14 protein-coding genes are annotated in these 20075 nt (G+C 62.1%); 5 read left to right on the forward strand and 9 right to left on the reverse strand.

Going from position 1 to position 20075, the window contains the following annotated elements:
- Positions 1–134: 134 nt before the first annotated feature.
- The 8 genes from HNQ40_RS04820 to HNQ40_RS04855 all read right to left on the reverse strand — a co-directional run bounded on the left by HNQ40_RS04820 (position 135) and on the right by HNQ40_RS04855 (position 10933).
- On the reverse strand, positions 135–1352 hold the full coding sequence (locus HNQ40_RS04820; protein ID WP_184676743.1) for a mandelate racemase/muconate lactonizing enzyme family protein: 1218 nt from the start codon (positions 1350–1352) through the stop codon (positions 135–137).
- A gap of 51 nt (positions 1353–1403) precedes the next feature.
- The gene (locus HNQ40_RS04825) at positions 1404–2492 is read right to left on the reverse strand and encodes a sugar kinase (protein WP_184676744.1); all 1089 of its coding nucleotides are present in this window, start codon (positions 2490–2492) and stop codon (positions 1404–1406) included.
- Between the two features lie 144 nt (positions 2493–2636).
- Positions 2637–3308 (reverse strand): bifunctional 4-hydroxy-2-oxoglutarate aldolase/2-dehydro-3-deoxy-phosphogluconate aldolase, encoded by a 672-nt coding sequence (locus HNQ40_RS04830; protein ID WP_184676745.1) that lies wholly within the window; start codon positions 3306–3308, stop codon positions 2637–2639.
- A 66-nt stretch (positions 3309–3374) separates the two neighbouring features.
- Complete coding sequence (locus HNQ40_RS04835; RefSeq protein ID WP_184676746.1) at positions 3375–4781, reverse strand: aldehyde dehydrogenase family protein; 1407 nt, start codon at positions 4779–4781, stop codon at positions 3375–3377.
- A 29-nt stretch (positions 4782–4810) separates the two neighbouring features.
- Positions 4811–6247 (reverse strand): sulfatase family protein, encoded by a 1437-nt coding sequence (locus HNQ40_RS04840; protein ID WP_184676747.1) that lies wholly within the window; start codon positions 6245–6247, stop codon positions 4811–4813.
- Positions 6248–6447: 200 nt separating this feature from the next.
- On the reverse strand, positions 6448–7314 hold the full coding sequence (locus HNQ40_RS04845) for a type II secretion system protein (protein WP_184676748.1): 867 nt from the start codon (positions 7312–7314) through the stop codon (positions 6448–6450).
- A 458-nt stretch (positions 7315–7772) separates the two neighbouring features.
- Entirely contained in the window at positions 7773–9188 is a 1416-nt protein-coding gene (locus tag HNQ40_RS04850) for a sulfatase family protein (RefSeq protein ID WP_315852785.1), read from the reverse strand.
- A 647-nt stretch (positions 9189–9835) separates the two neighbouring features.
- Complete coding sequence (locus HNQ40_RS04855) at positions 9836–10933, reverse strand: ABC transporter permease (protein WP_246402774.1); 1098 nt, start codon at positions 10931–10933, stop codon at positions 9836–9838.
- Here HNQ40_RS04855 and HNQ40_RS04860 point away from each other — a divergent pair.
- From HNQ40_RS04860 to HNQ40_RS04880, 5 genes are all read left to right on the forward strand, one after another.
- Entirely contained in the window at positions 10932–11597 is a 666-nt protein-coding gene (locus tag HNQ40_RS04860) for a sulfatase-like hydrolase/transferase (RefSeq protein ID WP_184676751.1), read from the forward strand. The genes HNQ40_RS04855 and HNQ40_RS04860 overlap by 2 nt on opposite strands.
- Before the next feature lie 148 nt (positions 11598–11745).
- Complete coding sequence (locus HNQ40_RS04865; protein WP_184676752.1) at positions 11746–13275, forward strand: sulfatase family protein; 1530 nt, start codon at positions 11746–11748, stop codon at positions 13273–13275.
- A gap of 242 nt (positions 13276–13517) precedes the next feature.
- Positions 13518–14141, forward strand: a complete 624-nt coding sequence (locus HNQ40_RS04870) for a TetR/AcrR family transcriptional regulator (protein WP_184676753.1) — start codon at positions 13518–13520, stop codon at positions 14139–14141.
- On the forward strand, positions 14138–15289 hold the full coding sequence (locus HNQ40_RS04875) for an efflux RND transporter periplasmic adaptor subunit (protein WP_184676754.1): 1152 nt from the start codon (positions 14138–14140) through the stop codon (positions 15287–15289). Before HNQ40_RS04870 ends, HNQ40_RS04875 begins: the two co-directional genes overlap by 4 nt.
- A complete protein-coding gene (locus tag HNQ40_RS04880; protein WP_184676755.1) occupies positions 15286–18435 on the forward strand; it encodes an efflux RND transporter permease subunit in 3150 nt (1049 codons plus the stop codon). Before HNQ40_RS04875 ends, HNQ40_RS04880 begins: the two co-directional genes overlap by 4 nt.
- A gap of 54 nt (positions 18436–18489) precedes the next feature.
- Here HNQ40_RS04880 and HNQ40_RS04885 read toward each other — a convergent pair whose 3' ends face one another.
- Complete coding sequence (locus HNQ40_RS04885; protein ID WP_184676756.1) at positions 18490–20073, reverse strand: DUF4955 domain-containing protein; 1584 nt, start codon at positions 20071–20073, stop codon at positions 18490–18492.
- Positions 20074–20075 lie beyond the last annotated feature (2 nt).

Below are 20075 nucleotides of genomic sequence, written 5' to 3' on the forward strand. Positions count from 1 at the left end.
CAGGCGACCACCTTAGCTTGAGAATCATTCTGAATAATGGTTATTTCTCTACAATTCTCGGCACAATAACGAGGGTTTTACCTCCAATGCCTAGATACGCATTGATTGAGAATTTCGCAGCATCTCTAAAGTTGTCAGATTTTCGAAACGCGAGACTTGCTAGGCCAGCTTGATGTGGTCCCAATGCTTAGGGGTGTTTTGGGGGTTAGAGTCTCGGTATCTTGCACGCAGTACTTGCGCAGCATGTCGAGGTCCGGCTCGACTCCGAGCCCGGGGCGGGTGGGTACCTGGATTTTCCCGTCGATCACGTCCAGGGGATTGATGTACATATCGTCCCGCATCGGGTTGGGGGTCCGGTCGACTTCCAGCAATAATTCGTTGGGGGTAAGTCGGCCCGGCTCTACATAACTTGAGGCCAGGAAGTGGGTGGCGGCCGCCAAGTTAAGCATGGTGCCCCAAACATGCGGGACCGCGCGGACCCCAAAAGAGGAGGCGATCGCTCTGATCTTCAAAGCTTCGGTGGGGCCGCCGCAGTAAGCCAGGTCGGGCTGAGCGATATGGACGCCGCCGTGATCCAGCAGGTCCTTGAAGCCCCATCGGGTTTGTTCGCATTCGCCGGTGGCGATGGGCACATCGATTTTGTTGGCGAGCTTGCGGAACTGGTCGGGGTGTTGGGGCGAGAGCGGTTCTTCAAACCATGCAAACGCGTTCTCTTCGAGGGCTCGACCGATCTCAATCGCCTCGGGCAGGTCGTAGGCGTGATTCGAGTCCGCCATCAGTTGGGCCTTCGGCGCAAGCTTGCGGAGTTCATGGATCTGCCGTTTGTCGAAGTCCAGGTTCTTGCCCACCTTGATCTTCAGTGCTTTGAAACCCTGGCTCAGGTACTCGCTCGCCTCATTCAGAATGGTGTCGAGTAGTTGCGGCTCGGGCTGATCTCGGAAGTACATGCCGGTGGCGTAACAACTCACGGTGTCTCGGAGCCGTCCGCCCATAAGTTCTGAGGCCGAGACGTGAAGCAGCTTGCCTTTCAGGTCCAGCATCGCCATATCCAGGCCCGAAATCGCCCCCATCATGATGCCCTTGCGGGCGAAGTCGAGAGAGGACCGCCAGCAGTGTTGCCAAGCGGCTTCATTACGCAACGGATCCATGCCGATCAGTTTGTCGGCATAAAAGGTCGAGATCGCGGATTGCGTGACCGCGGCGGGCCCGTAGCACTCGCCCCACCCAATGGTTCCCGAGTCGTCGACGATCTCAACCAGAAGGCCGTGCCGCGTTTTATAGTTCCACTGAGAAAAACCAAATGGTTCGTCTAGCTCATGTTCAATTCGGTAGGTGCGGATGCATTCGATCATGTTAAGAACTCAGGGAAAGATGAAAACAGAAAGGAATTGGCATGGGCCTCGTCAACGAACGACACGCCCTGAAGCAGCGCCGTGCATCAACGCTTCGACCTCGGGCCGGGTAGAGAAATTGAAATCGCCCTTGATCGAGTGTTTGAGGCAAGACGCCGCCACCGCGTAACGCACGGCATCACCGGGCGCTTGTAACGCCGGGGTGTTTAGCGCGAAAATTAGGCCGCCCGCGAATGAGTCGCCACCCCCGACCCGGTCGACAATGTTCTTGATCTCGTAGGGCTGATAGTCGGCGTTATCGTTGAGCGGCGCGAAGTAAGGCTTATCCTCGGCGGAGTCGTAGAGCATCGCACCCCAGTTGTTGTGATTAGCCGAGAGGCTTTCTCTTAGAGTGATCGCTACTTTCTGCACATTGGGGAACTGTTCCACCACGCGCCGGGCGACCAACGGATACCCATCGATCTCCAGCGAACCCGCCTCAACGTCGGTATCTCCCGCACGGATGTCCAGGACGTCCGCGCAGTCTTCTTCGTTGGCGATCACCACCGAGACTTGCGGCAGGATTCGCCCCATGACCTGGCGAGCCAATTCACGGCTTGGGAGATCGGGCGACCAGCCCCAAAGCTTCTTGCGAAAGTTCAGATCGATCGACACCGGGACGCCGGCTTGCTGGGCCGCCTTTGCCGCACGTTCGGTGGCATCCGCCGCAACTTCCGACAAGGCGGGGGTGATGCCGCTGAGGTGGAGCCAGCCGGCGCCTTCGAAGATGGCTTCCCAGTCGTACTGATCCGCGGGGGTGATGGCCACCGCGGCGTCGGCCCGGTCGTAGAGCACATTGCTGGGTCTCTGGTTGGCGCCCGTCTCTAAGAAGTACAGGCCCATCCGGCCGTGTTCGGGGCGGACAATATGGCTGGCGTCGATCCCCACCGCCCGGATGGTGTCCATCGCGGCTTCGCCGAGGGCATTGTTGGGCAGCGCGGTGACGTACCGGGCCGAGCCTCCGAAATTACAGATCGAGGCGCAGACGCTCGCTTCTGCGCCGGCGTATGTCACGTCCAGAGCGCGTGTCTGACGTAGCCGGAGACGTTCCGGGCAAGCCAGGCGGCACATAATTTCACCAAAACCAACGACGGGCTTCATCGAACCAAAACTCCCAAAACAATGTGCAATTCACACATCAACAAACAATCGTCACATACGGCTCGCTTGCCGTTGTTACGCGCTCCGTCTGTTATCCTGCCGCCGGGATCCATCACCGGGGCTTGGCTTGAGGTGGTCTTCACCTCAAGCAACTTCTGATAGCGCTAATCGCTCAACCGTGGCCCGCGCCTCCTCGGCCCGTCGCGTGATTCCCGCCCAATCACGCGCGGCAATCATCGACGCCGGCGCGATCCACGTGCCCCCCACCGCTGCGACCGCCGGAAGGCTGAGATAGTCGGCGACGTTTTCGTTCTTCACGCCACCAAACGGGAAGTAGCGGATGCCGTAAGAGGCAAACGGTGCCGCCAGGCTATTTAGATAGTCTTTGCCGCCTGCCGCCTCGGCGGGAAAGAGCTTGACGAAACGCAAGCCCAGTTCGATCGCCTGGGTCAGGTCGCTGGGGGTCATGACCCCCGGAGCGAAAGGAAGCTCCGCGTCACGTGCGGCTTGGATCACCTGGGGGCTGAGACCCGGGGCGACCCCGAAGGCCGCTCCCGCATCTTTCACTTGGTGGACTTGGTCTGGTGTCAGGATCGTGCCGACTCCCACCAACATCTCGGGCCGCGCTTCGGCGATCGCGCGGATTCCGTCGATCGCCGCGGGGGTTCGCAACGTCACTTCCAACGCATCGATGCCCCCGTCGTACAACGCGTTGGCCGTGGCGACCGCGTCGTCGACTTCTTCTGTCGAGAAGCCCGCCACCACGCGGGTGGATTCAAGCCGTTCGATGAGATGGTTGGGGAAGGCGTTGTGCATGGTGTTGTCGTATCGAGTCCTGAATCTCGGGTTGGTACTCCAACCGCTTGGGGCGAGCGAATAGGGTTACGTCGGATCGATCTGAATCGAAACACGCTTGAGCGTGAGGTATTCCTCAAGGCTGTACTTCGAGCAGTCTTTTCCGACGCCGCTCTGCTTGAGGCCGCCGTGCGGGAGTTGCACGCTGTAGTGCGGCTCGTTGATGCAAACGCTCCCGGCTTTGATCTCCCGTGCCGCACGCAACCCTTTGGTGAGGTTGGTGGTGAACACGTAGGCCGCGAGACCAAACTCGGTGTCGTTCGCCAATGCGATCTCGTTGTCGGTGTCGGAGAACGGCAGCACGGACAACACGGGGCCGAAGACCTCGCTGCAGGCCACCGACATCGAGCGATCGACATCGCGGAGGATGGTGGGAGGCATGAAAAAGCCCGGGCCGTCCTCCGCGTGGCCACCACAAAGCACCGTGGCTCCGCCCTCTTTGGCGGTTTCCACGAGGCCGAGTATGCGAGTGCGTGCCTCTGCGGAGACCAAGGGGCCGATCTTGTTCAGGCTGGTGGTGTGTTGAACCGCGGCGTCCAGAAATGCCTCGTAAATACTTTCGTGAACAAAGCAACGGTTGGGGGACACACAGACCTGGCCGGTGTTTGCGAACTTGAGGTCCACGATTTGCCGGGCCGCGTCTTCGATCGGGGCGTCGGGGTAGACGACGGCAGGCGAGTTGCCGCCCAATTCAACGGAGAATCGTTTCACGCTGGTGCACGAACGATCCATGACCTGCAGGCCGCCGCGTGTCGAGCCGATCATCGTCACCAGTGAGGGGATGTCGCTCTCGAGCAGGCCGCCCACGACGTCGTGGTCCGAACAGGTCACTATGTTGACGACCCCGTCGGGCAGCCCCGCCTTCTTGGCTAGGTAGCCAACTTCAAGCGAGGCCAGCGGGGTTTCCAGCGCTGGCTTGAGGATGACGCTACACCCCGCCGCGAGCGCGGGGCCCAGCTTGTATCCCAGGTTGAGGAGTGGGAAGTTCCAGGCCAAAACGCCGACGACAACCCCCAAGGGCTGACGCAGCGTGTAGTGAAGGAACCGGCCATCCGGATCGTGCAGAACGGGCTGATCCAGCCGCTCGGCCTCCTCCACGAAATACCGCAAGCACGTCGTGAGCATCCCGAAGTCGTACTCCGCGTTGTCACGCGGCTTGCCGGTTTCCGAGATCAAGAGATCAATCAGTCGATCTTTCTCGGCTTCGATGAGTTCGGCATACCGCAAGACGATTTCGCGCCTCGCCGCAGGCGACATCGTGGACCAGACCTGGAACCCCTTCTCTGCGGCAACGAGTGATTGCTGAATCAGCGCAGGGCTGATGTCGGGGACCTCGCCCGCCGGTTGCCCGGTGGCGGGGTTGATCACGGTTGCGGTGGCGTCGGCTTCGAGCTGTTCGCCGTTGATAAGAACAGGGTAAAGGGTGCTCAGCATGGTCTTCGGTTATCGCTTCCCAAGAGGTATTAATCGAGATCGGTCGAGAAGGTCTTCTCGTACTTGGGCATATCTTCTTTGATCCAGCGTTCGCGTGCTTCGGGAGCATGGAACCAGCCGGGCTCGGTGTGCTGCTTGGCCAACTCACGCATCTCGCCGACAATCTCTTTGATCTTTTCGGGATAGCGCTGACGCAGGTTGTTGTTCTCGCCGGGGTCTTCGGCCACGTTGTAGAGCAGCCACGGACGGTGGTTGAAACGCACCACCTTGAAGTCACCCATCCGGGCACCCACATCGCTGTAGCCGGCTTTGTGGTTCACGGTGTAGATAATCCGTGTGTCGCTGGGCGAGCTTCCATCTTGTACCGAGGCCATGATGTCCAGGCCGTCGAGTTCCTTGTCGCTGGGGATCTCGGCTTCCGCTAGCCCGGCGAACGTCGGGTAGAAGTCCAACGCGGTGACCGGGTGGCGATACGTCCGTCCGCCCTCGATCCCCTTGGGCCAGTGCATGAACATCGGAACGCGGAAGCCACCCTCAAAGGTGCTGCCTTTACCCGCACGGAGCGGTGCGTTGTTGCCGCCCTTATCCGTACGACCGCCGTTGTCGCTGAGGAAAACGATCAGGGTGTTCTCGAACTCGCCCTGGTCTTTCAGCGTGTCGACGATTTCGCCCACACCGCGGTCGACCGCGTACACCATGCCGGCGTATATCTTGCGTTGCTCGTCGGTGATGTCGGGGAACATGGCCATGTCTTCTTCTTTGGCCTGCAGCGGCGTGTGTGGTGCGTTGTAGGAAACAAAGAGGAAGAACGGTTGATCCTTGTCGCCGGCTTCACGGATAAACCGGCAAGCCTCGCGCGACAAACCGTCGGTCACGTATTCGGTTTCTCTGACTTCCTGGCCGTTGTGCTCCAGCGGATGGAGGTAGTCCCACGGGTTGTTGTTGCCGTTGGCGATCTGCAGATCGTACTGGGCGTGGAACCTGTCGGGGAAGTACTCCTTGCCGCCGCCCAGGAAGCCGTAGAAGTCGTCGAAGCCCCGCTTGTTGGGGTGGTACGGGGCCGTGCTGCCCAGGTGCCACTTACCGATCAGGCCGGTGTAATACCCCGCGTCTTGAAGGGTACTGCTCATGAGTTTTTCGGAGACGGGGATCCCCCAGTCGTTCGGGCCGTAGCGGTTCGGGGGCAGGTTGTAGGGGCCGCCGAATTCGTGGGGGTAACGCCCCGACAACATCCCCATACGCGACGGGCCGCAGAAAGGGTGGACCACGTAACCGGAGGTAAAGATCACGCCGTCGTGTGCGAGCTTGTCGAGTTCTGGGGTGATGATGTCGGGTGAGTCGTTAAAACCGACATCGGCGTAGCCCTGGTCGTCGGTGAGGATCAAGATGATGTTGGGACGGTCGTCTGCCCGCACTGCCGGGGAGATTGCGACAACAAGTAGGGTCAGTAGAAGTCGAAGATTCATGGGTATTTCCGCGATAACGGCCGAAGCCGGGTCAATAGCGATTACTAGATACGGATACGGAGCGATATTGCGATCAGCGAAATGCCTTGATGTGTCAACTAGCAATACCGGTGCGGGCGCTTATCTTGTCCGGGCGAGATTCAAGCCGACGTAAAGTGACTTCAAACTATGCCAGGTAGCCACCCGCTGTCCTGAAACCATCAAGGGTTGGGGTCGTTACGAAAGTCTTCCTGGTTGTTGCTTGTGGCGCTTCCGAAGATCAGCACCACGTCTTCACCCTTGTCCATACCGCCGTTGGCCGGAGCGGCCTGATTCGAGAAGATGTTGTCGGATTGGTTAACAGGCAGGTTTCCGAGTTTTGTATTTTCAACGATAGTCGTCGGCTGATAAGAAGTACTGTTGTCATTCTTCACGATACCGCCGCCCCACTCGCCGGAATTTTCTTCGGTCCACCAAGAGCTGGCTTGATCCCCGACGTTGTTGCCGGTGTTGATATCGCCGACGACAACCGCCTGGCTGTTCAGGGTTTCCTGCCACTCGGCTTTACGGCCTTCTTGGTTGGCCGGCAATTCGAGGCTGGCCGCTTGAGCACCGCCCAGCGTGAGCATGCCGTAGGAGTAGTGCTGGCAGGTGAAGAAGTCGGTCGGACCAACACCCGGCGACGCTTCCTCTGCTCCCGGGTCAGCGGGATTCAGGATGTATTCAGGTGTAAACAGGTTTTCGTTCAGCATGATCGCGAAACGGACCTGGGGCAGCTTCCGCTTGTTACCGCCGGTGTAGTAGGGGTCGCCGCCGCCCGGGAAAGGGTTGTTGGCAACGGTGCCGTCGGGGTTGAGCCCCGGGAAGTAGCCGTCTCGCGTGCCCGATTTGTTGCTCTGAGCAAACACAACCATCCCCTGCTGGATGCCGCGCAGCTGAGTGCTGCTAGCCAGTTGCCGCGCGGTTTTTCGCGCGGCCCCAAGGGCCGGAAGCAGGAGGCCGATGAGCAGGGCAATGATGCTGATGACAACCAGCAATTCAATGAGCGTGAAAGCATGCCGAGTACGACGGTTGGGAGTAGAAAGCATGGTGAGAAGTCCTTGGCAGAAGACTGAAGTGACGGTGGTGATGACGAAAGAGTCCGGGGCGGAGCTTCGACAAGCCGAAGCCGATTTTCGGGACAACGAGCTATGTCGCTGCCGCCGAAACGTGCATTCATAATCTAGGGAGGGTGCCCGATTCGATGAATAGCGGGATCACCAATCGACATGGTCGTTTCGACTTTTCGTCGCCATCACGAGCTCGTTCAGAAGCCCTGTGAACACATGGTTTCGGGCGTCGAAATTGGGCTACAACCCCCAGAAGGGGCGATTTTGTGGCACGCAGGGCTATTTCTTGGAAGAATTGCCATGTTGCGGCAATCGTGCCCCACCGGCGTGGCATTTGAGCCTAGGGATGGGGATTTGGACAATCCAGCGGGTTGTCACATGTGGGGGTTCTGGGTCAGCAGGCGCCTCCCAATGAGGCGTGGGCGCTTTGGCGTTGTTCAGATTTCAGGCGACGGCGGGTCGGATTGGTCGTTCCACGGTGCTTTGTGGCGAGGGCTGAGTCGCATGACTTCGTCGAGCAGCATGGCACGCATCGACTCGCGTTTTGCAAAGTGTTGTGGTGATGCCCATAGGTTGTTCTTTTCCCATGGGTCCGAGGCGAGATCGTAGAGTTCGCCGTAGTCTCGCTCGAAGTAATGGCTGATCTTCCAATCACCGACCCGTAACCCGCGGATCCGGCCGACTTCCATGTAGATCCGGTCGGGCTGTGCGGGCGGGCGGTCATCATTCGACGCGACATCCGCCAGATCGCGCCCCAGCCATTCCCCCGGCCGATCCAGTTTTGCCGCCGCCATACACGTGGGGGCAATGTCAACGAGGTTGACGAAGGCCGAGTGATGAACACCTGCCGCAGTGGGGCCTGCGGGCTTATAGATCAACGGGATCCGAATTAACACCTCAGCAAGACACTGCGATTTGCCCAGCTTGCCGAAATCGCCGAGATAGTCGCCGTGATCGGAGATGAACAGAATGAGTGTCTGGTCATACAGGTCCTCGGCCTTGAGGTAATCGATCATTCGGCCGATTTGCTCATCAATCAGCGAGACGTTCGCGTGACTTGAAAGCCGGGCTTGGCGGATTTGTTCATCGGATAAAGCGCCAGGTTCCGTGGTGCCGTGGGCAACCATCTGGTGCGGCGGCTTATTTTTCAGGTCTTCAACCGTTGTTTGGGGCATGTCGATTTCTGTATCGTCATACCAACGTTCATGCGGAAGGCCCAGGCCATCGAAAGGCATATGCGGCCCCGAAAACGAACTGAACATGAACCAGGGTTTGTCGTGAGGGCGATCTTCGCGGAGCCATCGCAGGGTTTGCTGGCCGATATGCGTGTCTATATGAAAACCGGGGTCCGCCTTCCACCGCTGCACGAACGGAAACAAAGGCTCGGCCAAGTCGTTGAGTCCCGACACGCCGTTTGCTGCCAGGTAGTCGAACCAGCTGTTTTCGCCAAGGTGTTCCGCGAGATTGTCCGGGGCGAAGTGCGGATCGATGATCTCTTCGTAGTCGTAGCCCTTGTCGATGGCGGTTGGCCCAAAGTGTTGTTTGCCGACCACGGCCGTGGTGTATCCGCCGTCGCGCAGGCGAGTCATGAATGTCTTTTCATGGTCGGGTAGATAGGTGACGTAGGTGGGCACGCCGCACTGTGACGGGTACTGCCCCGTCATCAGCGATGCCCGTGCCGGCACACACGAAGGGTTGGTTGTGTATGTGTTCTCAAAGAGAACGCCGTCCGCCGCAAGCCGATCGAGATTGGGGGTATGCAGCGAGGGATTGATACAACCCAGCTGATCGAATCGCTGCTCATCGGTCATTAGTATCAGGATGTTCGGTCGTTGATCCCTCATAACTGCCATGTGGCCAATACCTTCTTGCACCGAGCAATAATTAGGGGGATTCGATTGCGTAGAAGTTAAAGCTTATTTATCTCGAACTCCTGAACGTATCCGGATTAACGCCAATAACCAGTATTTTTATTCTGAAATACATGGCATATCTCGTTCGGTCTACACCTATACGTCGCCGTACAACAAACTCTGCCAAATTTGCTGGGAGTAGCTCCGAATCCGCGATACACGCCAATGAAGAAATGACAATGCACCGACTATTCGGAACACCTCGAAATGCTGTCCATACAAACCCAGATATCTCCCACCACTACCTCGGGCGGTTCGGTATCGAGGGATTCCACTGCTTACGATCAACGTGCCAGTGGCAACCGGGACGGCATCACTCAACCTCAATTGAAGGAGTTGCTTATTGAAAACAACTTTCTCTGACACCTGACCGAGCAGACATCACTTAGCCGCATTCGGCTGGCGATGGAGATACCGCATAGGACTTACTCTGCCGACCCAGAGACGGTATGTACTTAAGAAAACACTCCGCTTCGATCCGGCACACGACGGACCGATCCGCAGCGTGCAGATAAACCAACACATCTGATCTCGGTGCTCCAAGTCGCCCCAAACTAAGCGAATTGCTTACCGCTTTGTTGTGCTTTTTATCCCTTAACGGCGCCGGCGGTGAGTCCGGCGATGAAGTCTTTTTGGAGTAAGAGGAACAGGGCCAGGACCGGGCCGATGGCGACGAGGGTGCCGGCCATGATCATGCCGTACTCGATGCTGAACGGGCCGCGGAGTTGGGCGACCGCAACCGCCAGCGGGTACTTCTCGGGGGTCTGGATGATGATCTGCGGGCCGATGAAGTTGGTCCACGTGCCGAGATAAGTGATCAGCACGAACGCCCCCACCATCGGCTTGACCATCGGCAGGCCCATCTGGAAGAACATCCGCCACTCGCCACAACCGTCGATCCGCCCCGCCTCCATCATCTCGTGCGGCAGCGACGAGATGAACGCCTGGCGGAACAGGTACACCCCGAACGCCGGGGCCACCCCCGGAAGGATCAGGCCCGCGTAGCTGTCGAGCAAGCCCAGCTGGAACAAGAGGAAGTAGCCCGGCGCGATCAGCAAAGCGCCGGGGATGACCAACGCGCCGAGCACGACCGTCGTGATGAACTCCCGGCCCTTGAACTTGAACATCGCCAGGCCGTAGCCCCCCATCGCCGCGCCCAGCGTGCCGACCACGCTCATGACCGAGGCGAAGAAGAACGAGTTCAGCACCGCCCGCATGAACGACGCCTCGCCGATCTTCACCTCGCTCCACAGCCGGGTGAAGTTCGTGAACGTGAAGCCCGACCAGTCCACCGCCCACCAACCGCCGTCTTCTTCCACCGGCCAGAACGGCCCGCTGAAGAACGCCTCCTTGGTCTTGAACGCCGAGAACATCAGGTACGCGAACGGCCAACCGATCGCGCTGGCGTACCCCAGGTCCCCCGCGTCGAAGCCCTTGCTGAACAGGTGCATCACCGGCGTCAGCCCCTTCTTGCCCGGCCCGCCGTCGGGGCCCACCAGCAGGTACGGCAGCTCGAACAGCTGCACGCTGCCGATGAACGACAGCAGCACCACGAACGTTCCCACCGGACGGATCGCCGGCACCGTCACGTTCAGGAACCGCTGCCACGGCCCCGCCCCGTCGACCTCGGCCGCCTCCATCAGGTCCTTGCTCACGTTCTGCAACGCCGCCAGGAAGTAGATCATGTTGAACCCCACGTACATCCAGAACGACGCGATGATCATCGCGATGGACCGCGCGGTGGGCCGGATGCACGAAAGCCTCGAAGCCCACGGCCTGGTGGACAACACGCTCATCATCTTCCTCAGCGACCACGGCGGCGTCGTGCAGAAAAAGAACAAGCCGGCGTGGGCGGACAACGGCCCGGTCCGCGCGGGCAAGGGCACGCTCTGGGAAGGTGGCCTGCGTACGCCCCTGTTCTTCCGCTGGCCTAACGGCCTGCCCGCCGGCGAAACCCTTGAGGGCACCGTGTCGAGCCTCGACCTCGTGCCGACGCTCGTGAGCGTTGCGGGCGGCGAAGTTCAATCCGATTGGGAACTCGACGGCATCAACCTGCTGCCCTACCTCACCGGCGAACGAAACGCAGAACCCCTGGCGGAACGCACCCTGTTCTGGCGACAAAACGCGATGTGGGCGGTGCGGTCCGGCTCGTGGAAACTCATCCAGGACCGCGGCAACAACCCGCCCCAGCTGTACAACCTGGATGATGATCCCCGGGAGGCCACCGATGTGGTCAACGCCTACCCCGAGGAAGCGGCCCGCCTGCAAGAAACCTTTGACGCCTGGCAAGGCACCGTCGAATCCCCGCGTTTCGGCTGGTGGTCGGAGATCGGGCCCAAGGTCGAGTAGCCGCCAACGATCAACTCATCCCGGCCGGCTTGGAGAAGTGGGCCCGCTTGGCTCACCGCCGGGTCCTGTCGCGGTGCACCATTGATATGATCGCAAGGCAGAAGGTTGTTGCGATCTCACTGAATCATTGTCCGGAGTTTTTTCACCGATGACCCGCATTCTTTATCTCGACCTCGATGCCCTCAACCCGACGCATCTGGGCTGCTATGGCTATCACCGCAACACCTCGCCCAACATCGACGCGATCGCGCAGCAGGGCATCCGTTTCGACAACGTCTACTGCTCCGACGCCCCCTGCCTGCCGTCGCGGACCGCGTTGTATCAGTGCCGCTTCGGGATCCGCACCGGCGTGGTCGGGCACGGCGGCACCGCGGCCGATCCCAAACGGCAGGGCGAGACGCGCGGCTTCCGCTCCGTCCTCGAAGAGCACAGCTTCCCCCGCATGCTGCAGAAGCGCGGCTACCACACCGCGATGATCTCGCCGTTCGGCCAACGCCATGCGGCCCACCAGTACTACGCGGGTTTCAACGAGATGCACAACACCGGCGAGGGCGGGCAGGAACCTGTCGAAACCGTGCAGCCCGTGGTCGAGCGCTGGCTAGACGCCCACGCTGCTGAGCCGTCCTGGTACCTGCACCTGAACTACTGGGACATCCACACGCCCTACCGCACACCGCTCGATTACGGCAACCCGTTCGACGATGTCCCGATCGCGGACTGGTACACGGATGAGTTGATCGCAGAACACGTCGCCCGCGGCGGGCCGCACTCGGCGCAAGACCTCGACATGTATCACGACGCCGATTCCGATCGGTACCCGCGCTTGCCGCGGCGGATCACCGACCGTGCGTCCCTGAAACAATGGATCGACGGCTACGACGTGGCCATCCGCTACGTGGACGAGGCGGTCGGCAAACTCGTCGACCAGCTCAAGCGGGCCGGCGTGTACGACGACACCGCGATCATCATCTCCGCGGACCACGGCGAGAACCAGGGCGAACTAGAGATCTACGGCGAACACGGCACCGCCGACCACGCCACCTGCCACATCCCCTTCATCTTGAAATGGCCCGGCGGCCAGGCCGGCGCCACCGACGACGGCCTGCACTACCACCTCGACTGGCCCGCGACCTGCCTCGAGCTGCTGGGCGAGTCGGATGAACACGAACCGACCCCCGCGGGTTGGGACGGGCGCAGCTTTACCCCGACCGTTACCGAAGGCAAAGCCCAGGGGCGCGACGAGCTGGTCCTGTCGCAATGTGCTCACGTGTGTCAGCGCTCGGTCCGGTTCGACGAAGGCGATCACCGCTGGCTCTACATCCGGACCTACCACGATGGGTTCCACCCCTTCCCCGATCACATGTTGTTCGACCTGGCCAGCGATCCGCAGGAGCAGCACAACCTAGCCGATGCGCATCCCGAGGTGCTGCGTGAGGCGAACTGGCGTTTGTCGGGGTGGCACGACGAGGCGATGTCCAAGATCGCCCGCGATTCTGCCGACGTGACCGATCCGATGCGCACGGTGCTCCGCGAAGGCGGCCCGTACCACGCGTGCTCGTACATCCACGGCCGACGATCGGAAGAACTGACGCGGTACCTTCAGAAGCTCCGGGACTCGGGCCGAGCAGCCGCCGCCGAGAATTTAGAACGCCGCTATCCGCTGGTGAAGGGGGCCTAGGACTCCACGACTCGCCGACGGCAGATTCACCGCTCACCTCACGCTTCACGGCGCGTGGATCGCGATTCATTTCGGCCACGCATCCATTCCTATCCCCCGCCCTAACCGACTCGTCACCAACGGTTTGGCGTCGCGGCCCACGTGACCCAAATACCGTAAAAAATACGACAAAGAGATAAAAAACCGCGTTTTCTCGGCAAAGATGTGGCCGAATCAAAATATGATGACTATCATATTCAGCCATGCCCTACCCCGCCGAACACAAACTCGAAACGCGCGAACGCATCCTGCGGGCCGCCGCCCGCCAGTTCCGGGAGAAGGGGTTCGCGGCGGCGTCGCTCTCGGCGATCATGAAGGAAGCCGGGCTCACGCACGGGGGGTTCTACGCCCACTTCGAGAATAAAGACGCGCTGGTCGCCGAGGTGATCCGCTCGGGGTTTGACCACGTCAGCGAGAAGTTTGAATCGCAGTTTGCCCAACTCGACGGCGAGGACTGGCTCCACGCCTGGGTCCGCGGCTACCTCGGCGACGCCCACCTCTCCCACGCCGACCAAGGCTGCCCCCTGCCCACGATGTCTTCCGAGATCGCCCGCATCGGCGAACAGGCGGTCGCCGCGTTCACCACTTTGTTTTACGAACGCCTGGCTCACACCTCGAGCATGGTGCAAGCGCCCCCCGAGGAAGCGCGTCGGCGTGTGCTGGCGGCGTTCTCACAGATGGTGGGCGGACTCATGCTGGCGCGTGCGGTCGAGCCCGAACTTGCCCGCGAGATCCTCGAATCGGTTGAAGCCCAGGCGATCGAAACGCTCTGCCCCCAAACCCACGACACCCCCGCAACCAAAGCCGTAAGGACCGGCCAACTATGAAACGCTCCGCTCTCATCACAAACCCGCGCGTGGTTTCGCTGGCCACGATCACCACGGTGCTCCTCGGCGTCACCGCGTTGGCGATCTTTGCGCAGAAAGACGACACCGCCGTCGCCGACGGGCCCGGCTCCCAAGCGCTCACGGTGCGTTGGCAAAGCATCCAACCCGAGCCGGGCTATTCGATCACCCGGGCTTTCGTGGGCCGGGTGGAAGCGCAGCAGGAAAGTCAACTCGGCTTCGAGGTTCCGGGGAAGGTCAAACAGCTCCTGTACCGCGAAGGCGATCGGGTCACCGCCGGCCAGATCTTGGCCCGGCTGGATACGCAACTGCTCGAAGCCCGCCGGGAAGAGCTGCGGGCGGCGCGTGATCAGGCCCAGGCCGAGCTCGACCTCGCGGATATCCGCCTGGAGCGCATCACACGGGCGCACAAACGAAAAGCCGCCACCGACGATGAGCTCGACGAAGCCCAGCAGTCGCGCCTCGCCGCCGCGGCCAACCTGGCGCGGGCCAGCGCGGGCATCCAAACCCTGGAGGTTGAACTCGAGAAAAGCGAATTGGTCGCCCCGTACGACGCGGTGGTGGCCGCCAAACACATCGACGCCGGCCAAGTGGTCTCGGCGGGGACCACCGTGATCGAGCTCTACGACATCGAGCGCCCCGAGGTACGCCTGGGCGTCGGCGGCGGGTTGCTTGAAGACCTCGCCATCGATCAAACCCACGAAGTCTCGGTCAACGGCCAAACCCTCACCGGCACCATCCGCCAAATCCTTCCGGCCCGCGAGCGCGTCGGCCGGGACGTCGATGTCATCCTCGAATTCGACGCCCAACTCGACGGCATCCGCCGCGGCGACCTTGCTCGGGTGCAGATCGAGCAAGCCATCGAGCAGCCCGGCGTGTGGCTGCCGATCCAGGCACTCACCGAAGGGGTACGCGGGCTGTGGTCGGTCTACACGATCGAGCGCGGGCCCGACGACAACGGCACCGCGGTGATCCGGCGGTCGGACGTGGAAGTCCTGCACCCCGAATCCAACCGGGTCTTCGTGCGTAGCGCGTTGCCCGCGGGGACCGAGGTGGTGGTGGGCGGCCTCCACCGACTGGCGCCCGGCATGGAAGTTCGCCCGGCCGACACGGAGATCGACGCGCCGTGAACACCGACGCCCCTCAACCAACCCAACCAACCGAAGAACCCGCCCGCGGCATCGCCACCCTCTTCTTCCGCAACCGCTACCTCTTATGGCTGAGCATCGCGGTGATCGGCGTGGCGGGGCTCTCAGCAATCCTCAATCTGCCGCGCCTCGAAGACCCGCGCATCGTGAACCGGGGGCCGTTGATCGTGACCGCGGTCCCCGGAGCGAACGCCGAGCGTGTCGAGGCGCTGGTGACCGAGGTGCTCGAAGAAGCGCTCGACGAGATCGAGACGATCAAACACATCAGTTCGACTTCGCGGGCGGGGGTTTCCGTGGTTTCGATCGAACTCGCCGACGACGTCCACGCGGGGAACAACGAGCAGATCTTCGCCGAGGTCCGCGACAAGGTACGCAGCGCCACGCCGCTGCTCCCCCCTGAAGCGCAGACCCCGGTGGTGGACGACAAGCGCGAGGCGGTGGCCTTTACGCTGCTGCTTGGGGTGACCTGGGACGGCCCCGGCGATCCGCAGCTGGGCGTCATGGCCCGACTCGCCGACGAACTGGGCGATCAACTCCGCAACCTCCCGGGGACCGAACTCGTCCGCGTGTACGGCGAACCCCAAGAAGAGATCGTGGTCGAGGTGGACCGCGACGAACTCGCCGAAGCGGGCATCGACGTCCGCAGCCTGGCCCAGCAGATCGGCAACGCCGACGCCAAGCGCCCCGCCGGCACGCTCCGCGGCGCGACCTCGGACCTCATCATCGAGGTGGATGGCGAACTCGACACGCTCCGCCGGGTGGCCTCGCTCCCTATCGCCACTGGGCTGGGCGATTCGCTGCTCACGGTCGGCGACCTCGCGACCGTCGAGCGCGGCTGGCAGTCTCCCGAGGGAGAGATCGGCCTGTACAACGGGCAGCGCACCGTCTTCGTCGCCGCGCGGGTCGGGGCCGCGGTCCAGGTGACCGACTGGGCCGCCGCCGCCTACGAACTCACCGACCGCTTCGCCGCCGAGCGTGGCCCGAGCATCCGCATCGACCGCATCTTCGAGCAAGAGCCGTACACCACGACCCGTCTGCGCGAACTGGTGTTCAACCTGTTGGCGGGTGCGGTGGTCATCATCCTCGCGGTCATGATCATCATGGGTTTGCGTTCGGCCGTGATCGTTTGCGCCGCCCTGCCGTTGACCGTGGCGCTGGTGATGTTCGGCTGGCAGCTGCTGGGCGTTCCGATCCACCAGATGTCGGTGTTCGGCCTGATCATCGCGCTGGGGCTGCTCATCGACAACGCGATCGTGATGACCGACGAGGTGTTTTCACGCAAAGCGCAGGGCGATTCGTCGCTGGCCGCGGTCGGCTACGCGGTCGGCCATTTGTTCCTGCCCCTGCTCGCGTCGACGATCACCACCGTGCTCGCGTTCGCTCCAATCCTGCTGCTGCCCGGCGGCGCGGGTGACTTTGTGGGAACGATCGGGCTCAGCGTGATCCTGGCGATCTGCGCCTCGTTCCTCGTGGCCATGACCATCACGGCCTCTCTCGCGGGGCTTTTCACCAAGCCGACCCCGGCGGATGAGAAGCGGCGGTGGTACCGGGACGGTGCAACGCTGGGGCCGGTGAGCCGGGCGTATCCGAAGCTCTTGCGCCGGTTGTACGCGATGCCGATCGCCGCGATCTTCGTCGCTGCGGCACTGCCCTTCGCGGGGTTTGCCGTCGCCCCGACCTTGGGCAGCCAGTTCTTCCCGCCGGTGGACCGCAACATGTTCGAGCTGCGGCTGTGGATGCCCAGCGACACCGCGATCCACGCCACACTGGACGAAGCCCGGGCGGTGGAGCAGACCCTGCGCACGCTCGACGGAGTCGAAGAGGTCTCCTGGCTAGTGGGCGGCAGCCACCCCACGGTGTACTACAACTTGGTCATGGACCAGGACCGGTCGGCCAACTACGCCCAGGCCGCGGTCACCACCACGTCCGCCGCCGCGACACGCCGGCTAGTGGAAGAAGCGCAGCAACTGCTCGACGAGAAACACCCCGGGGCGCAGATCCTCACGCGGAACTTCGGCCAGGGCCCGCCGGTGGTCGCCGACCTCGAATACCGCATCTACGGCCCCGACATCACCCGCCTGCAACAACTGGGGGACGACCTGCGTGTCGTGCTGCAAAAACACCCGCAGGTGCTGCACACGCAGGCCGCGATGCCGCGTGGTGAACCGAAGCTGTTTTTCAATGCCGACGAAGACGCCGCCCGACTCGCGGGGTTGTCGCTGGCCGACATCGGCAACCAACTCGAAGCCGGCCTCGAGGGCGGGGTCTCGGGAAGCATCCTCGAAAGCCCGGAAGCGATGCCGGTGCGCGTGCGCTTCCCCGAATCCCAACGCGCAGAGCTTGACGATATCGCCAGCTCACCTTTGGTGGTGCCCGCCTCGAACCAGTGGGTCAACGCCGCGTCGCTGGGGCGTTTCGAACTCCGCCCGGAGCTGGGCGGGATCGCGCGCTTCGACGGCCGACGCACCAACACCGTCTCGGCCTACACCCGCAGCGGCTCGCTGCCCATCGACATCAGCAACGAGGTGATGAGCAACCTGAGCGACCGGGGCTTTGTCCTGCCCGCGGGCTACCGCCTGTCGCTCGGCGGCGCGTCCGAGCAGAGCTCCGAGGCCAACGCCAACCTCGCGCGCTACGCCCCGATCCTCGTGGTCATGATGGTCGCCACGCTGATCCTGACCTTCCGCAGCATCCGCATGGCCCTTATCCTGGGCGGCGTCGCGTTCTCCGCGGTGGGCCTCGCGCTCCTCGCGACGTGGTGCTACTCGTTCCCGGTGAGTTTCAACATGATCCTGGGCACGCTGGGGCTCATCGGCGTCGCGCTCAACGACAGCATCGTCGTCCTGGCGGCACTCAAGGCCGACCCGCGCATCGCTCAACGCGACCTCGACGCAACGGTCCAGACCGTGGTGGGATGCACCCGGCACATCATCTCGACCACCGCCACGACCGTCGGCGGGTTCCTGCCGCTGCTCGTCCTGGTCGGCGGAGCGTTCTGGCCCCAACTCGCCATCGTGCTGGTGGGTGGCATCATCGGCGCCACGCTGGTCGCCTTGATCTTCGTGCCCGCCGCGTTCCTGCTGCTTCAGCCGGGCGCTAAGCGAACGACACCAAGCCCCGCGGCGTGATCCAACGTATACCGCTCAGATTCGGCCAACCGTTTTCTTCGACAAGCAGATTTCTCAACGCGCCCGCGATTCGGGAGACGCCATCCACTCCGGCAGTTCGCCCAGCCGCTGCAGGACTTGATACTCGAACAACGACTCCGGCTCGACCGGTTTGCCGTGGCAGTGGATGTGCGAACAGCTCTCGGGCTTGAAGGTGGTGCGGATGCCGTGGTAACCGACGATGCGTGGGTAGACGACTTTGGTGCCCGAGTACTTCTGGTCGCCACGGCGGGCAGACCACCAGTCGTAGTTGTCGTAGCGCTTGTCGTGGGTCTGCTTGAAGTTCCAGAACGTGAGGTCGTGGAGGTGGTTGGGCAGGTTTTTGTAGTTGCCGCCGCTTCCGAAGATCCCGCCGGTGTTGACGTCGATGAGCGTGGCGTAAGCGATGGCCGTGCCCGAGTGGTGGTCGAAGCCGCGCTTGGAATTGACGTTGCGATAGATGACCGTTCCGACCGCGCCGTGGCTGGAGCCGAAGCCGTGCCACTGGCCTTCTTTGGTGAGGTCCTTGTTGAACGCGATCAGGGTGCCGTAGCTACCGCCGCCGGAGCTGATCGAATAGTGGCCACGCCGCCCCAGGACGACGTTGTCGATCGCGGTCCCGCCGTAGCTGCCGTTGATGAACGCGCCGGTGGACACACTGACAAACTTGCACCGGCGGATCACCGGCGCGAAGCCGCGATTGAAGCCGATCATGGTCCAGCCGCTGTCGTGGTCGGCGTTTTTGTGGTGGACCCAGGGCGTGGGCACTTCACCGACAAACGTGATGTCCTCGACCACCCAGCCTTCGGCCATCGGGCAGGACCTCACCTCCCAGCCGTGCTCGGCAAAGACATCAATCATCATCGGCTCGTGGAAGGTGACCGTCGATCCGTCGATGGCCACGATGCGGTGGCGTTCGCCGTGGACGATCGGGCCGTTCTCGATGGTGTTGGTCCAGATCGACCAGGGCTCCAGCCCCGCGAGCAGCGTGCTGGTCGCGGCGGGGTTGCGCATGTAGAGCGTGACGTACTGCCCGACCTTCAGCTTGCCGGGGTCTTTGACGCTGATCTCGAAACCGCCCTTCTCCGAGTCCGACACGATCGAGGTCAGCTTCTTGCCCTTGGTGGGGTGCTGGAACTTCAGGAGCGGCGGGCAGGAGTACATCTTCTTCGGGTCCGCCGGGGCCAGCGAGTGACGCATGTACAACACCGTGCCCTTAGGCGCGCTGGCGGTGGGCTCGGCGCCGCGGATGACGATGTTGGGGCTGGTGATGAAAAAGCCTTGTTTTTCCTGCTTTTTCTCGCCGACCCAGTACTCCCCGGCTTCGAACTGAATAATCGCCCCGCCCTTCTCTTCGCCCGCACGGATCGCTGCGGCGATCGCCGCCTTGTCGCTCTTGCGGTCGTTGGGCTTCGCGCCGTGATCACCCACATGCACCACGGGCAGGTCTTTCGGCTCGATCGATTCGGGCACCAGCGCGTAGCCCGCGTATGAGTAGTTGGGCAGCTCCAGCGCCTCCATCCACTCGGGCACGTCGTCGGCGCCTTGCGCCAACGCGGTGGATGACACCGCGGCAATCGCCAACACCGACATTCGACCAAGCAAACTACTGAAACCCATGG

Origin of the sequence: Algisphaera agarilytica (assembly GCF_014207595.1) — a bacterium.
Taxonomy (GTDB): Bacteria; Planctomycetota; Phycisphaerae; order Phycisphaerales; family Phycisphaeraceae; genus Algisphaera; species Algisphaera agarilytica.

Excerpts from the sequence above, each read along its gene's own strand:
- HNQ40_RS04820 (WP_184676743.1), bottom strand. The coding sequence starts at position 1,352 with ATGATCGAATGCATCCGCACCTACCGAATTGAACATGAGCTAGACGAA.
- HNQ40_RS04825 (WP_184676744.1), bottom strand. The coding sequence starts at position 2,492 with ATGAAGCCCGTCGTTGGTTTTGGTGAAATTATGTGCCGCCTGGCTTGC.
- HNQ40_RS04830 (WP_184676745.1), bottom strand. The coding sequence starts at position 3,308 with ATGCACAACGCCTTCCCCAACCATCTCATCGAACGGCTTGAATCCACC.
- HNQ40_RS04835 (WP_184676746.1), bottom strand. The coding sequence starts at position 4,781 with ATGCTGAGCACCCTTTACCCTGTTCTTATCAACGGCGAACAGCTCGAA.
- HNQ40_RS04840 (WP_184676747.1), bottom strand. The coding sequence starts at position 6,247 with ATGAATCTTCGACTTCTACTGACCCTACTTGTTGTCGCAATCTCCCCG.
- HNQ40_RS04845 (WP_184676748.1), bottom strand. The coding sequence starts at position 7,314 with ATGCTTTCTACTCCCAACCGTCGTACTCGGCATGCTTTCACGCTCATT.
- HNQ40_RS04850 (WP_315852785.1), bottom strand. The coding sequence starts at position 9,188 with ATGGCAGTTATGAGGGATCAACGACCGAACATCCTGATACTAATGACC.
- HNQ40_RS04860 (WP_184676751.1), top strand. The coding sequence starts at position 10,932 with ATGTTGAACCCCACGTACATCCAGAACGACGCGATGATCATCGCGATG.
- HNQ40_RS04855 (WP_246402774.1), bottom strand. The coding sequence starts at position 10,933 with ATGATCTACTTCCTGGCGGCGTTGCAGAACGTGAGCAAGGACCTGATG.
- HNQ40_RS04865 (WP_184676752.1), top strand. The coding sequence starts at position 11,746 with ATGACCCGCATTCTTTATCTCGACCTCGATGCCCTCAACCCGACGCAT.
- HNQ40_RS04870 (WP_184676753.1), top strand. The coding sequence starts at position 13,518 with ATGCCCTACCCCGCCGAACACAAACTCGAAACGCGCGAACGCATCCTG.
- HNQ40_RS04875 (WP_184676754.1), top strand. The coding sequence starts at position 14,138 with ATGAAACGCTCCGCTCTCATCACAAACCCGCGCGTGGTTTCGCTGGCC.
- HNQ40_RS04885 (WP_184676756.1), bottom strand. The coding sequence starts at position 20,073 with ATGGGTTTCAGTAGTTTGCTTGGTCGAATGTCGGTGTTGGCGATTGCC.